We start from the raw sequence: 14511 nt of genomic DNA, 5'->3' as shown, positions 1-14511 counted from the left end.
TATCGGGCATACGCGGTTCTGTCGGGCTTCTCAGAGCGTCCTCAGCCCGTTCTCATCTCCAGCGCCGACAGTCATATACATGACCGACCATGACCGCCGTTACGGCGACGAAGGCAGCGAAGAGCAGCACCCCACCCAGGGGTTCCCGTCCCACGGGTCTCAGTCTCACGGTTCTCAGCCCCACGGTTCTCAGCCTCACGGAGCCCCGGCCCAGAGCGTCCACGGCGTTCAGGGTGTCCACGGCGCCCAGGGCAGCGGCGCCTGGCCGCCGCCGCCCGCGTACGGTCCTCCGGTTCCCCCCGTTCCTCCCGTCCCGCCCCACCACCACGCGCACGGCGGCGCCACGACGGCACGCCGGGCCAGGGGGCCGGTCGCGCTGCTCGCGGCCGTGGCGATCGCGGCGGCGGTCATCGGCGGCGGTACGGCCACACTCGTCGGGCAGTACGCCGACAACGGCTCGAACGGCGGCGGTACGACCGTCAGCGGTACGACGGTCTCGCAGAGCAGCAAGGGCACGGTCTCCGGCGTCGCCCAGGCGGTCTCCCCGGCCATCGTCGAGATCATCGCGACGACCACAGGCGGCCAGGCCACGGGCTCCGGGGTGATCATCACGTCCGACGGCGAGATCGTCACCAACAACCATGTCGTCTCCGGTGCCTCGTCGGTGAAGGTCCAGCTCGACGACGGCAAGTCGTACACCGCGAACGTCGTCGGTACCGACCCCGACAAGGACCTCGCGCTCATCAAGCTGGAAGGCGCGAGCGGCCTCAAGACGGCCTCGCTCGGCGACTCCAGCCAGGTGAAGGTCGGCGACGAGGTCGTGGCGATCGGCTCCCCCGAGGGCCTGACCGGCACCGTCACCAGCGGCATCATCTCGGCCCTGAACCGGGATGTCACCGTGGCCAAGGACGAGGACCAGGGGCAGCAGCAGCAACAACAGCAACAGCAGCAGGGCGGCGGCAGCTGGCCGTTCGAGTTCGGCGGGCAGCAGTTCAACGGGGACACCGGGTCCTCGAAGACCACGTACAAGGCGCTCCAGACCGACGCCTCGCTCAACCCGGGGAACTCGGGTGGTGCGCTGATCAATATGAACGGCCAGATCATCGGCATCAACTCCGCGATGTACGCGCCGAGTTCGGCGTCCGCCGGCAGTGACTCCAGTGCCGGAAGCGTCGGCCTGGGCTTCGCCATCCCGATCAACACGGTCAAGGCGGATCTCGCGAGCCTCCGCTCCGGAGGCGACAACTGACCTGATCGGGACCTGATCCGGACGTGATCGAGGGCGGTCGCCAAAGAGATCACCGAAGGATCACTGAAGAGATCACCGAAGAGATCACCGAAGAAGCCGAAGAAGCCGAAGAGCACATCAGTAATACCGCGTTACCGGGGAACACCCGAGGAGGCCCCCATGGCCAGCACCGAGAGCAACGTAACCCGGCCCGCCGGTCCGGCCGATCTGGCCCTTCCGCTCGCCCTCGTCCATGATCTCCTCCACACCGCCGCGCACCCCACCGACGGGGCGCGCGGCGACAGCGCCCCGGGCTCGGCCGGCGCCGGAAGGCGCGGCGCACGCCGCCGCTCCGCCGGCATGCGAGGCTGAAGACCACCGGTCGCCCGCTCAGAGGTCCCTGAAAGGTCCTTGCCCGCTCCGTCGCCCACGGCGACGGCCGAACTGACGAGGTAGAAGCGACATGAGTCCCGCCGAAGGCGATCCCCAGCGGATCCTGATCGTCGACGACGAGCCCGCCGTGCGCGAGGCCCTGCAACGGAGCCTCGCCTTCGACGGATACGGGACGGAAGTCGCCGTCGACGGAATCGACGCCCTCACCAAGGCCGCGGCCCACGCCCCGGATCTGATCGTCCTCGACATCCAGATGCCGCGGATGGACGGGCTGACCGCGGCCCGCCGACTCCGGGCCGGCGGCTCGAAGGTGCCGATCCTGATGCTGACCGCCCGGGACACGGTCGGTGACCGTGTCACCGGTCTCGACGCGGGCGCCGACGATTACCTCGTCAAGCCGTTCGAGCTGGACGAACTCTTCGCCCGGATCCGCGCGCTGCTGCGGCGCAGCTCGTACGCGACGACCACCGGCGATCTGCCCGAGGACGACGTGCTCGCCTTCGCCGATCTGCGGATGGACCTGACGACGCGCGAAGTCACCCGGGGCAACCGGCGGGTGGAGCTGACCCGTACGGAATTCACCCTGCTGGAGATGTTCCTGGCGCACCCCCGCCAGGTGCTGACGCGTGAGCAGATCCTCAAGGCGGTGTGGGGCTTCGACTTCGAGCCGAGCTCCAACTCCCTGGACGTGTACGTGATGTATCTGCGCCGGAAGACGGAGAGCGGCGGCGAGCCGCGGCTGGTCCACACGGTGCGGGGAGTGGGGTACGCGCTGCGTGCGGACGGGGGGAGCGGTACGGGCATGGGCCCAAGCACCGGTACGGGTTCAGGCATGGGTACGGGCCCAGGTACCGGTATGGGCCCAGGCATGGGGACGGGCACCGGCTTCGCCGGGACCGGCGGTCCGGAGTGACCGGTCCTGTGAGCCGGTTCCGTGGGCTGCCGCTCCGGTCCCGGCTCGCGCTGCTCGTCGCCCTCGCGGTCGCGGTCGCCGTGGCGGCGGCGGCCGTCGCCTGCTGGCTGCTGACCCGCGCCCAGCTGTGGAGCGAGCTGGACACCTCCCTCCAGAACAGCTCCGCCCCGCCGGGCACCGTGCAGGACGCCCTGGACAACTGCGCCACCGGCACCAACCCGGACACCACGGCCACCACCGGCTTCGCCTACATCCAGGTGGTCACGCCCGGCGGCCACTCCTGCGTCGCCACGTACTCGGAGCCGGTGAAGCTCCAGCCGCAGGACGTCGACGTGGCGCGCGGCAGCCGGCGCGACACCCTGCACGACAGCACCACTCAGGACGGTGCCAAGGTCCGCGTCTACACCCAGCGCGAGCTTCTGCGTCCCGGCACCGAGATCGCGGTCTCCGTGTCGCGTCCCCTCGGCGAGATCGACTCCTCCCTGAACCAGCTCGCCCTGCTGCTCGCCGCCGTCGCCGGCATCGGCGTCCTCGGGGCGGGCGCGGCGGGCCTCTGGATCGCCAGGGCGGGGCTGCGGCCCGTGGACGGACTGACCCGCGCGGTCGAGCATGTCGCGCGGACCGAGGATCTCACCGTCCGTATCCCCGTGGAGGGCGAGGACGAGATCGCCCGGCTGTCCCGCTCGTTCAACTCGATGACCGCCGCGCTCGCGTCCTCCAGGGACCGGCAGTCGCAGCTGATCGCCGACGCCGGGCACGAGCTGCGTACCCCGCTCACCTCGCTCCGTACGAACATCGAGCTGCTCGCCCGCAGTGAGGAGACGGGCCGGGCGATCCCGCCCGACGACCGCAAGGCGCTGATGGCGTCGGTCAAGGCGCAGATGACCGAGCTGGCCGCGCTCATCGGGGACCTCCAGGAACTGTCCCGCCCGGACGCCGCCGATCCGGGGCCGCTCCAGGTCGTCGCGCTGCACGAGATCATGGCGAGCGCGCTGGAACGGGCCCGGCTGCGCGGCCCCGATCTGACCATCGGCGCCGAGCTGAACCCCTGGTACGTACGGGCCGAGCCGGCCGCCCTGGAGCGGGCGCTGGTCAACGTCCTCGACAACGCGGTGAAGTTCAGCCCGCCCGGCGGGTCAGTCGAGGTCGCGCTGAGCGTGTGGGGCGAGTTGACCGTACGCGACCACGGCCCCGGCATCCCGGCCGAGGAACTGCCCCACGTCTTCGAACGCTTCTGGCGCTCACCGACGGCCCGCGCGCTGCCCGGCTCCGGTCTCGGGCTGTCGATCGTGGCCCGTACGGTCCAGCAGACGGGCGGTGAGGTCGCGCTGCGTCAGGCGGCGGGCGGCGGGACGGTCGCGGCGATCCGTATCCCGGGGGCACCGACGCCGCCGCCGGAGACTCCGTGAGCGGGCCGGGCCGGGTGGTACCGGAGTGGGGCGGTACGGGGCCGGGGTAGAGCCGGGGGCGGGAGGAGCGGGGCGGGTTACCCGGGGCAGGGCCGTACGAGGCCTCCCGGGGCCCGCCCCAGCTGCCCCCAACTGCGTCGAGCAGCAGCCCGCAAACCACCCCAGCTGCCGCGGCGGCCCCAGCGGCCCCGGCAGCCTTGAGTAACCGCCCGCTTCCGCTTCCGCTCAACCGTCCTTGCCGAAGCGCAGCCCCGAACCGGCCAGCTCCGCCTTGATTCCTTCCGGCTCCACGGTGACATCCCGCAACCCCAGATTGCCGGGTGTCTTCGGCAGTGTGAAGGAGAGCGAGAGCCGGTCGGACAGCTCCGGGGGACGCAGGTTGAGCAGCGCGTCCACCAGGCTCGGGTCGACACCGGCCTCCTTCAGCAGCTCTGGGTTGTCGGCGACCACGTCGACCAGGTTGACCCCCATCAACTGCTGGGCGAAGCGCGGCGTTCCGGTGAGCCGGCTCAGCTCGTCCTCGCTGCGCAGCGCCTCCTGTACCCGTTCCTCCGGGACCCCGAGCCGGTCCACCACGGTGGGTACTTCGAGCAGCGCCCTGGCGCGGGTCTTCTGCTGGGCGATCGCCTTGGCGGTCTCGGGCGCCAGCCGCAGCCCCGAGTGGGCGCGGTCCTTGCCGGGCGTGTAACTGGCCACGCCCGGGACGTCGAGCCGCATGCCGTCCACGGTGGTGGACACCGTACCGACGCCCTCGCGCTTGATGTGCGCCGTGGCCCGAAGCCGCAGGTCATGGCCTGCCACGGGCAGCGACCCCGCCACCTTCACGGAGTCCTTGCCCGCGTCGGTGAACTTCACCTGGGACATGCCCAGCTCACGGTTGAGGTCGTCGAAGGAGAGCAGTACATCGCCGTCCATACGGCCGATGACGGCGCCCTTGATGGAGGTCGGCAGGTCACCCTTGATGTCGATGTCATGGGCACTGGCGTGGACCTCTGCCAGCGAGACCCGGTTCGCGGCGACATCGGGGACGGTGACGTCGACCCGGTCGAGCCGCTTGGCCGCGACCTGGGTGAGGAACGGGAACCCGTGGATGTCGACGGCCGGGCGGGTGGCGAGGCCGAGCGACTGCTGGAGCGTGTCCTCGGCCTTGTCCTGCGCGTACAACTCGGCGGCGCGGTCGCCCAGCAGCAGGAAGGCGGCGCAGACGACGAGGGCGACGGTCATCTTGAGAGCGGCGGGGAGAGAACCGAAGCGGCTGCGGCCACGGTGGTTCGGCGGGGACCACTCGTCCCTGTCGTCGTCGTTGTCCGACGCGAGCCCCAGCTCCAGCGGGTCGCGGGGATCGTATGTGAAGTCTGTCTCAGGTGTGGCGAGTTGGGCCAGCTCGTCATAGGGATTGGGTGGATGCTCGGGTATGCGTGTGGGGGGTCGCATCGACTCATCCCACCACGTTCACCTGTCCAGCACGCAAGTCTCATCAGCGGTATGTGGCAGTTTGCCGTCAATTAGCCCACTGTTCACGTGGGCGATCCCACCCTGAGGCCTGGGATCGCCCACGCCGTCGACTTTCCGTGCTAGGCCGACGGGGCCGTATCGACGGGTCAGGGTCAGGGTCAGCCGTTGTGGCGGATCAGTGACTCGACCAGTCCGGAGCGGGTGGCGGGGAAGTCCAGCGGTACGATCCCGAGCCCGCGCCAGCCGCTCGCCTCGCTCCCGTCGATGAAGCTGTGCACCTGAGGGTTGAGCCGGTCGGAGTTCCAGCGGGGCGGCAGCAGGGCCGCCGTACTGACGTAGTTGATGTACATCTTGCCCGGCTGCTGGGCGGCCTTGCGGAACTGGGCCTCGATCTTGGGGTACTTGGCGCCGGGCTCCGCCTGGTAGTCGTCCTGGATGTCGAACAGTCCGGCGTCCCCGTACCGGACCCCGGGCAGCCCGCCGTTGTCCGCGAGCAGCACGACCCGCCCGCGCGCCTCCCCGAGCGTCGGGAGCCCGCCGTCCAGCCGGAAGAGGGAACGCCATCCCTTGCCGTCCAGATAGGTGTCGAAGATCCGCCGGAACTCGGCGTCGCTCTCCGTGGAGTACTCCTGCTTGACCCGCATGAGCACGGTCTCGGAGGGGTTCGCCTGGAGGAAGCCCCGGCAGGCGCCGAGCACGTCGTCGAAGTTCAGGTTCTGGTAGTACGCGGCGTGGTGGATCGTGAACGCGTTCTCGTACGCCCGGCAGCGGACGTCCAGGAAGCGGACCCCGCTGTTCAACTGCTCGGCGACGGTGGTGCTCTGGCACGCCACGTAGAGCCCGCCGGAGCGCGCGCCGGAGTTGTGCGTACCGGGAATGGTCAGCCGCTGTACGGGAGTGGAGTCGGCGAAGCCGCGCATCCAGTCCTGCGTGGCGAGTACCCGCCGCGACGCGGCGGTTGCGGGAGCCGCGCCCATGAGGGCGGTGGCGGATACGGCGAGGGCGCCGGCGAGAAAACCGCGTCGGGTGCCGGGGTGCGCGCCGATGTACCTGCCGGGCTGCGTGCTCATGCGGGGGTGCCTCCGTAGGCCGTGGGGGGAGAGAGCCTTTCGGAGTATGTCCCGTACACGTCATGAAGGAAAGGTTCTGATCGAGGGCGGCGCGGAGCCCCCGGAGAGGCGGGAGCTCTGCGGCGATTCCTGGCTATCCGGAAGCCGGTTCGTCGTCCTGGCCCACATCGTCGTACAAGGGGAGCCGCGCGCCCCGACTTTCGGCGACACGCAGCACATCACGCAGGGATTCGGTCAACCGGGCGGCGAGGAAACGCAGTTCGCCGCAGGTCGCCTTGGAGTCGTCGAGGAGCGGGCGCGCGTGCTGGATGAGGTCCCTGCCCATGCTGAGCTGTACGGACTCGATCTCGTCGGCGAGGCGGGAGACATGGCCGCCGTTGGAGTCGGTGAGGAGATAGCACGGCTTGCCTTCTGTGTCGCCCCAGGGGAGCAGCCGGGTGACGCGCTCAGGGGACTTCATGCCGCCACCTTGACGCCGTCACGGCGTGCACGGGCGAGCGCGCGGCGCCGGCTGCGAGGGGGCAGGAGCGGTTTCGGCGACCGCTCGAAGGGACGGGAGATGCGATGCGGCATTGTTGGCCTGCTTCCTTCAGGTTGGTCATGTCCCCGAACCGCGGTCAGACGGTTGCGCGGTCCGTCGTGGTGTTGCGCGCCGGTGATAACCGGTACTGAAGCGCTCTCAACTGCCATGAGGCGCACGGTTGGTCACTCCGGGTAGCGCGACGATTGCAGTGTACTCACAGATTCTCTGCGAGTGAAGAAAAACTGCGACTCGCAGTTGAACTGTGTACCTGGCAGACTTGCGGTGACTGGGAGAGGGTGCACATGAGTGAGGGTTACGGGTTGGTCGTGCGCTTCACGTTGCGCGACGAGCGGGCGGCAACTGCCTTTGACGATCTATGTGTTCGCACCCTGGAGGGCATCAGGGAGAGGGAATCGGGCACGCTGACGTACGTCAGTCACATCCCGGTTGACGAGCCGCTGGTACGCGTCTTCTACGAGCTGTACGCCGACCGCGCCGCGTTCGAGACGCATGAAGCGCAGCCGCACACACGGCACTTCCTTGCCGAGCGTGAGCAGTACCTCACCGACGTCGAAGTGATGTTCCTCCACGCCGTCGCGGGAAAGGGTGCGTTGTAGCAGTGTCATCGGAGAGACGGCGCGCCTTTGGCATGCGGGTGGCCGAACTGCGCAGGCAGTGCGGTCTCACCCAGAGCGAACTGGCCGCCGCGATCGGGCGCACGGCGAGTTGGATGTCCCAGGTCGAACGGGGCATACAGCCGATCAACCGACTTGACGTGCTCCGCTTGCTCGCGGACGGTCTCGGCGTACCACTGCAAGCGCTCCAGCCTGATGCGCCGACTGCCCCTGAGCCGGAAGCGACGGATGAGGCATCACCGAACGATCTGGACCAGGCGCGTCTGGTGATCTCGGGGCATTCAGCGCTTGACGTGCTGCTGGAGCCGCGCAGCGACCTTCGCGCCGAAACGCTGCCCGAGCTGCGGGCCGATGTCGATCGAGTCTGGGAGCTCACTCATGTCGGTCGGTTCGCGGAGCTGAGCACGGTTTTGGGGCCACTCGTGCCACGGCTGGAACGTGCGTCGCGAACCGCGCCCGAGGGCCACCGCTCGGAGATCCACGGGCTTCTGGCCCGCACGTACCAAGCCTTGGCAGCGGCTTTTGTACGACAGAACGAGGCGGACGCCGCCTGGGTGTCAGCGGACCGCGCGATCCGGGCAGCCGAACTCGCCGGCGACCGCCTCGGAGTCTTCGTCGGAATCTTCCGGCTGGTCCACGCCTTCGTTCGCCTTCAGCACCTGGACCAGGCCGAGCACGCGGCCGCCACCGCCATCAACACCTTGGCACGGCATGCCGAAGCTGACACGACCGCTGCTGAGGAGCTTTCGGTCGTCGGTTCCCTCCACCTCGCGCTGGCCCTGGTGCACGCGCGCGCCGGCGAACGGTCGGCAGCACGTCAGCAGATCGACAAGGCCAGAGCTGTGGCGGCGCGCATCGGTGTCGAGAGAAACGACTTCAATCTGGAGTTCGGCCCCGTCAACGTCGAGGTCCAGGCGGTCTCCGCCGCAGTCGACCTCGGAGACGCCGGAGAAGCACTCGACATCGCCAAGGGACTCGACGCGGGTGAACTGTCCGTCGAACGACGAGCCAGGCTGTTGATGGACCTTGGACGTGCTCACTCCCAGCGGCGTCAGTTCGGTGATGCGTTGCAGTGCTTGCTGCGGGCCGAGGAGATCGCCCCTGAACTGATCTGCGGGCATGTCGCGGCTCGTGCTGTTATCCGGGAGCTGATGCTGATGGCCGGACGCACGGCTTCGAAGGATCTGCGCGGCTTGGCGGAGCGCGCGGACGCCATGGCTTGACGGGATGAACTCTCGTCATGCCGGAGGGGGGTGACCTAAAATCCCATCCGCGCCAGGACCAGAGCCGGCGCCGAGGACACAGGGAAGGAGCGTGACGCCATGACGTGGACGATCTAGCCGCCCGCCCGGAAGGACCGGGAGCACGGGCGGCGGGTTCCGGAAGGAACGAGATGTCCCGTACGGACAAGACGAAGCCCCTGTGGGTGCGTTACGCGGAACACAACCCCCGGCCGGTCCACGATCACCGCGACGGCGCCTGCGATCTGCCGCCGAGCCCCACACAAGAGGCCACGGACACACACTGCCGGTGGGAACCCGGCGCGCTGGTGTCGGGCCGAACCTGCTGTTCCGGATGCCACATGCGCACCTGCGTCAAGGAATGGCAGGCGTACGTCAAGACCAGCAACCGCAAGGAACGCTACGCGGCCCGCCGCGAGGCACGCCGTTTCGTCACCGAAGAACTCAACGACTGACCTCGGTTCCTCCCCCATTCCATCGCCACGGGCGCGAGGCCGGGCGGGGCCACCGGAAACGTACGTACGGTGGCCTCACCGGCGCCGGTGAGGCGACGGTGGACGTCGATCGAGGCCCCCGGAGCCGTTCCATTAGGCTCGGGCCCATGGCCGACGCACCGTACAAGCTGATCCTCCTCCGCCACGGCGAGAGCGAATGGAACGCGAAGAACCTGTTCACCGGCTGGGTGGACGTCAACCTCACCGAGAAGGGCGAGAAGGAGGCAGTCCGGGGCGGTGAGCTGCTCAAGGACGCCGGCCTGCTGCCCGACGTACTGCACACCTCCGTACAGAAGCGCGCGATCCGCACCGCGCAGCTCGCGCTGGAGTCCGCCGACCGCCACTGGATCCCGGTCCACCGCTCCTGGCGGCTGAACGAGCGCCATTACGGCGCGCTCCAGGGCAAGGACAAGGCGCAGACGCTCGCCGAGTTCGGCGAGGAGCAGTTCATGCTGTGGCGCCGCTCGTACGACACCCCGCCGCCGGTCCTGGAGGACGGCACGGAGTTCTCGCAGAGCGACGACCCCCGCTACGCGACGATCCCGAGCGAGCTGCGCCCGCGCACCGAGTGCCTCAAGGACGTCGTCGACCGGATGCTGCCGTACTGGTACGACGCGATCGTCCCGGACCTGCTCACCGGCCGCACGGTCCTGATCGCCGCCCACGGCAACAGCCTCCGCGCCCTGGTCAAGCACCTCGACGGCGTCTCCGACGCCGACATCGCGGGCCTGAACATCCCGACCGGCATCCCTCTCGTCTACGAACTGGACGCCGACTTCCACCCGGTCAACCCGGGCGGCACCTACCTGGACGCGGACGCGGCGGCGGCCGCGATCGAGGCGGTCAAGAACCAGGGCAAGAAGAAGTAAGCCTCACCGATCAGGCCCCCTGCCTGCGGTTTCTCCGCTGGTAGGGGGCTTTTCGTTGTTCTGGGGCCGTCCCTGGGCTGTCGGACTGCGATGCGAGCCATGGAAGATCGAAGCCCACCGGGGCCACTGGTGCGAGTGCTGGGCCGAAGGCCTCACCGACGAGGGCGAGTTGGTACTCCGCGCACCGTCGAAGTGCAGAACTCCAAGTCTGCGCCTACGACTTCAAGGCCCGCGCCAGGCGGCGCGCTGGCGGCTGCAAGCGTGACGTGGGAGAAAACCCCTCTGGCTTAGATGGTCGGCGCCGCCTCCGCAGCCTCCCACGCTGGCGATCTGGCGGGGACACAGCTAGCGGTGTAGCTACACAGGGCATACCGTTTGAAGGGCAACGAGGGCGGTAATCGTCCTATGAGTGGATGAAACTGCACCTAGCCTGTGAGGTTGACATGCTTCTGAGGTTCCGAGCCACGAACCACAAGTCCATCCGTGACACTGCCGAACTCGTGTTCACCAAGTCAAGCTTCGAAGGGGTACGCCCCAAGGAGGATGACTGGAACTTGGTAACCAGCCGGGTCGTCGGAATTTTCGGCCCCAACGCATCAGGGAAAACTACGCTCCTTGACGCAATGGATTTTGCAGTGAAAGCCATTAGTAATTCCGCCAAGTGGAGCGATCGAGAATCCTTCCCTCATGCCCCCTTCCTGCTCGACAAGGATTCCAAGAAGGAAACCTCGGCATACGAGTTTGACTTCACAGTCGAGGGAACACGCCACGTGTACGGCTTCGAGACTGGCCCCAAGGGGGTCGCTGCTGAATGGCTACACTCATATCCCGAGGGGCGCCGTCGAATCCTGTTCGAAAGGGGCGGTCCTGACCCAGGAGACATGACATTCAGCAGGAGCCTCAAAGGTGAGAATATTCGAATTTCCCGCCTTATGGGAGGCTATAATCTGTATCTCTCCACGGCAAGCATGGCAAACCATTCCTACCTGAAGAGCGTCAACCACTTCCTGACCAGGCATTTGACCTATGCGGCTTTTTCTGAATTCTTCAAGCGGAGCCGAATCATGTCGGTCAAGAAATGGATTGAGGAAAAGGAGGCGCTAGAACAAGCTCAGAGCCTGCTGCGATTCGCCGACCTGGGCATCCATCGACTCTCGCTGGAGGAAATCGAGGTCGACGAGATGACTCAGTTGAGCATGCGAAGGGCAATGAGAGCAGTTTTGGACGAAGAGGACGATGAAGAAAAATTCTTCGCCGACTTCCTGAAGGAGCAAAGGAAGGTGATCAGTTTTTGGCATCAAGGGGCCTCATCCGAGGATCCCCACAGCCTGGAACTCGGCGATGAGAGCAGTGGCACCGTCGCTTGGCTTTCCCTTGCGTTGCCTGCGCTGCGAGAAATTAAGTACGGCGGCGTACTTCTGGTGGATGAGCTCGACTCCAGCCTGCACCCGAGGCTCGCGTCGGCACTCATCGCCCTGTTCAAGTCCCCGGAGATCAACACGCTTGGGGCTCAGCTTGTATTCACCTCGCACGACACGTCCCTCATGGGACACCTATCAGGTGACGGCTTGGACACCGAGGAGATGTGGTTCGCCGAGAAAACTCTCGATGGGGCCACAGAGATCTATCCTCTGACGGACTTTCCCGTCAAGAAGGATCACAATGTGGAACGCCGGTATCTCGGGGGAAGATATGGGGCAGTCCCCACGCTCGCTTGGGAGGAATTGCTTGCATCTCTACAGATGGAGAATCAAGCATGAGTCGTCGACAGTTGCGCGGATCGCGGAAAATCTCAAAGTCGAAGAAAAAGCGATCCGAGTACATAAAGATGCTTATCGCCACCGAAGGTGTCAATACGGAGCCACAGTACTCGAAAAATTCGCTGCGTTATTGAGGGCTAAAGCCGTACGCGTGGTTAGTGTCAGGCCAGTGGGTGTCGGCCGTGACCCCTTGAGTGTGGTAAGTGAAGCAGTAAGACGTCGCGATCTCGAAGATAAGGGCGGGGATCCCTTTGATGCAGTCTGGTGCGTAGTTGATGTAGATGAACATGCCAGTCTAGAGAGGGCGTGCATCGAAGCGAGTCGTTCGAATATTGAAATAGATATTAGCTCTCCATGCTTTGAGATTTGGCTTCTATGGCATTTTGAGAGTCGCACATCATGGGTAGATGCGACTGCTCTGGTCAAACTTCTGCAGAAACGAGGGTTTTCCGGCAAGAATATGCCTGATGAATTTCCCTATCAAAATTACTTGGAAGCTATGGCTCGCGCTTCTGGATGTGGAGAGGTGAAGATGAAGCACGCTCCGCCAAATCCGCATAGTTCAGTCCCTGCGTTGATCTCGGCCTTGCTGCAGGCATACGGTCGCAACCCATAAGTCATTGAAATCCTGCGTAAATTACTAGTAGCCGAGCGAGCAGACTACTGATGCCCAGCACACCGCAACGGCGCCGTCGTACATGGACAGGTTGGCGCCTTTGCTGTTCGGTCTGTGAGGTGGGCGGCGTCACCGAGCTACACCGGCGAACCTTCTCGGCCAGAGCACTGGCTGCGGGTGCGACCAGGATTGCAACGCCATTTCACCGCAGGTCAACGCACCAACTGCCGCCAGTTACGACATCCCGCCCGGGTCTTTCCCGTCGCCTCCGGCGCGGCGGATGTGCACCGTGCCGGCGTTCAGGTCGATCCGGAAGGGCGGGTCCTCCGCGGGCCTGACGTTCTTGCGTACGCGTTCCTGCTCCATGGCCCGTTTGGCGGCCTGGGCCCCGGGATCGCTCTCCTGGATGAGGTCGGCACCGATGGATGACAGGCTCTTGGTCTTGCGCCAGTAGATCCAGCGCCGCGCCTCCATCGCCAGCAGAACACGATCCGCCAGGAACGCGACGACGCCCAGCGCAACAACTACTCCGACAATCAGCCACACGGTGCGCATGGATCAGCGTCCCGGCCTCAGACGATCGACCCAACGGCCAAGGCCCCGTCGCGAGCGCCGAGTTCGCGACCGAGGCGTTCCACGGTCCGCTGCGCCGACTGGGCATGCCTCGACAGGGCCACGCCCCCAGTGATCATCAGGCGACAGGATCGGCGCCTTGCGTTCCTTCTGCGCCTGGATCTCGACGTGGGATTCGTGAGCAGTGATACGGAACGCCTCCTCGTAGGAGGCCAGGGCCGCACTCATGGCCCCGCCCGCGAGGCCCCGGTGACGAATACGTACAGCCAGCCAGGAAAAGAAGCCCAGGACCGCGGCAAGGCCACCGATCATGATCAGGAACGGCAAGAACGCATCCATGAACATGAGCCTACTGGCCATCAGCGATGCGCACTCTGCACGTGCCACAGTCGTGCCACATCGAGCGGTCAAGCACAGTCAACGACGCCTTGCCGCAGCCAAGATGGGCCAGCCGTCGTAGCAACTGCTGCCGCGATATGGCTGAGCCCGTCGTGGGCGCTCCGCCAGGTGCACGGAAAGCGGACGGCCCAACCGCTGCCATGGCCGGCATCGCCAATGTGCGTATCGATCAACGGTCAACAGTTTGACAACTCGATAGCTACATAGATCCCGAGATGAATTCTCGGGATCTCGGGCGCATACTGCTGAAGAAAGCGAAAACCCAAGGAGGGTCAATGGCTACCGAGTATGCACTGACGGACGCTCAGCAAAAGGCAGTTGAGGCGAATGCGGCTGACTTTGATCAGATGGAGGTGCAAGTCCGAAGGTTCCACGAGAGCGCCCAGTCGCGACTTTCCGAGGCGGGCTGGGACCTGGACTCCGAAGCCTCATATTGCCTCGTCTGCGGCCCAAGCAAATGTTCAGGATTCACGGACAGCAGGAGACCACTCGGGATATGTGACAGGCCCAACTGCCGCCACGGCATCGTTGCACATCACGGAACGACGTGAGTTTGAGTTGCAGCGGGAGACCGTACGAGTTGCGATTCAGCGGATGACCAGGCAGTACCTCCGGGAGCGGAGCGGAGCGGAGCAGGCCCGAGGCCCGGATCGGCCGGTTCATACGAAGAGGCCCCCCGCACGCAGGGGGCCTCCTTGTTCGCATTCGTGTACGACGTCAGCCGCAGCCGCCGCCGCACTGGCACGAGCCGCCCGACTGGCAGCCGCAGCCGCAGCCGGAGCCGCAGCCGCAGGCGCTGAGCACGGGCGGGTGCACCGCTGGGACGGCGGGGGCGGTCGTGGGGGAATCGGCCATGGAATCCTCCTCAAGGGCGTGCATGAATGTCGCCTTCGCCCTATTGCAAGCTCATCGCGACGGACGCATCAACGGCGC

16 protein-coding genes are annotated in these 14511 nt (G+C 66.3%); 10 read left to right on the top strand and 6 right to left on the bottom strand.

Annotated features, from left to right (window positions below):
* The first annotated feature begins 79 nt into the window (after window positions 1–79).
* The 4 genes from ACIQD6_RS22085 to ACIQD6_RS22070 all read left to right on the top strand — a co-directional run bounded on the left by ACIQD6_RS22085 (window position 80) and on the right by ACIQD6_RS22070 (window position 3943).
* Window positions 80–1249, top strand: coding sequence for a S1C family serine protease (locus ACIQD6_RS22085; protein WP_401884812.1), 1170 nt, complete (start codon window positions 80–82; stop codon window positions 1247–1249).
* A gap of 159 nt (window positions 1250–1408) precedes the next feature.
* Window positions 1409–1600, top strand: a complete 192-nt coding sequence (locus tag ACIQD6_RS22080) for a hypothetical protein (protein WP_401884811.1) — start codon at window positions 1409–1411, stop codon at window positions 1598–1600.
* 91 nt (window positions 1601–1691) lie between these two features.
* Window positions 1692–2534 (top strand): response regulator transcription factor, encoded by an 843-nt coding sequence (locus tag ACIQD6_RS22075; protein ID WP_401884810.1) that lies wholly within the window; start codon window positions 1692–1694, stop codon window positions 2532–2534.
* Window positions 2531–3943: a sensor histidine kinase gene (locus ACIQD6_RS22070; RefSeq protein ID WP_401884809.1), complete on the top strand. Its 1413-nt coding sequence runs from the start codon at window positions 2531–2533 to the stop codon at window positions 3941–3943. Before ACIQD6_RS22075 ends, ACIQD6_RS22070 begins: the two co-directional genes overlap by 4 nt.
* A 225-nt stretch (window positions 3944–4168) precedes the next feature.
* On the opposite strand, the gene ACIQD6_RS22065 is transcribed toward ACIQD6_RS22070, so the two are convergent.
* The 3 genes from ACIQD6_RS22065 to ACIQD6_RS22055 form a co-directional block, all read right to left on the bottom strand.
* Window positions 4169–5377, bottom strand: coding sequence for a DUF2993 domain-containing protein (locus tag ACIQD6_RS22065; RefSeq protein WP_401884808.1), 1209 nt, complete (start codon window positions 5375–5377; stop codon window positions 4169–4171).
* Window positions 5378–5556: 179 nt separating this feature from the next.
* Window positions 5557–6468, bottom strand: a complete 912-nt coding sequence (locus tag ACIQD6_RS22060) for a phosphatidylinositol-specific phospholipase C (protein WP_401884806.1) — start codon at window positions 6466–6468, stop codon at window positions 5557–5559.
* A gap of 133 nt (window positions 6469–6601) precedes the next feature.
* Window positions 6602–6928, bottom strand: coding sequence for a hypothetical protein (locus ACIQD6_RS22055; RefSeq protein ID WP_401884805.1), 327 nt, complete (start codon window positions 6926–6928; stop codon window positions 6602–6604).
* A gap of 365 nt (window positions 6929–7293) precedes the next feature.
* Between ACIQD6_RS22055 and ACIQD6_RS22050 the strand changes: the two genes are divergently transcribed.
* The 6 genes from ACIQD6_RS22050 to ACIQD6_RS22025 all read left to right on the top strand — a co-directional run bounded on the left by ACIQD6_RS22050 (window position 7294) and on the right by ACIQD6_RS22025 (window position 12606).
* A complete protein-coding gene (locus tag ACIQD6_RS22050; RefSeq protein ID WP_401884804.1) occupies window positions 7294–7608 on the top strand; it encodes a putative quinol monooxygenase in 315 nt (104 codons plus the stop codon).
* Between the two features lie 32 nt (window positions 7609–7640).
* A complete protein-coding gene (locus tag ACIQD6_RS22045; protein WP_401884802.1) occupies window positions 7641–8849 on the top strand; it encodes a helix-turn-helix domain-containing protein in 1209 nt (402 codons plus the stop codon).
* A 104-nt stretch (window positions 8850–8953) separates the two neighbouring features.
* Window positions 8954–9322 (top strand): hypothetical protein, encoded by a 369-nt coding sequence (locus ACIQD6_RS22040; protein WP_401884801.1) that lies wholly within the window; start codon window positions 8954–8956, stop codon window positions 9320–9322.
* A gap of 146 nt (window positions 9323–9468) precedes the next feature.
* Window positions 9469–10230, top strand: a complete 762-nt coding sequence (locus tag ACIQD6_RS22035) for a phosphoglyceromutase (protein ID WP_401884799.1) — start codon at window positions 9469–9471, stop codon at window positions 10228–10230.
* A gap of 413 nt (window positions 10231–10643) precedes the next feature.
* Entirely contained in the window at window positions 10644–11990 is a 1347-nt protein-coding gene (locus tag ACIQD6_RS22030) for an ATP/GTP-binding protein (RefSeq protein WP_401884797.1), read from the top strand.
* Window positions 11959–12606, top strand: coding sequence for an RloB family protein (locus ACIQD6_RS22025; protein ID WP_401884796.1), 648 nt, complete (start codon window positions 11959–11961; stop codon window positions 12604–12606). The genes ACIQD6_RS22030 and ACIQD6_RS22025 overlap by 32 nt, the downstream gene beginning before the upstream one ends.
* 234 nt (window positions 12607–12840) lie before the next feature.
* Here the strand turns inward: ACIQD6_RS22025 and ACIQD6_RS22020 are convergent, their stop codons facing one another.
* From ACIQD6_RS22020 to ACIQD6_RS22010, 3 genes are all read right to left on the bottom strand, one after another.
* A complete protein-coding gene (locus tag ACIQD6_RS22020) occupies window positions 12841–13161 on the bottom strand; it encodes a hypothetical protein (protein WP_401884795.1) in 321 nt (106 codons plus the stop codon).
* Window positions 13162–13164: 3 nt separating this feature from the next.
* Window positions 13165–13518 carry a hypothetical protein gene (locus ACIQD6_RS22015; RefSeq protein WP_401884794.1) on the bottom strand — a complete coding sequence of 118 codons (354 nt, stop codon included), beginning with the start codon at window positions 13516–13518 and terminating at the stop codon, window positions 13165–13167.
* A 777-nt stretch (window positions 13519–14295) separates the two neighbouring features.
* Window positions 14296–14433, bottom strand: a complete 138-nt coding sequence (locus tag ACIQD6_RS22010) for a hypothetical protein (RefSeq protein WP_401884793.1) — start codon at window positions 14431–14433, stop codon at window positions 14296–14298.
* Between the last annotated feature and the right edge of the window lie 78 nt (window positions 14434–14511).

It is taken from the genome of Streptomyces sp. NPDC088400 (genome assembly GCF_044753355.1).
In the GTDB taxonomy this organism is placed as follows: domain Bacteria; phylum Actinomycetota; class Actinomycetes; order Streptomycetales; family Streptomycetaceae; genus Streptomyces.
The sequence above is the reverse complement of the archived record's forward strand: the minus strand, read 5'-3'. Positions and strand labels throughout refer to the sequence as shown.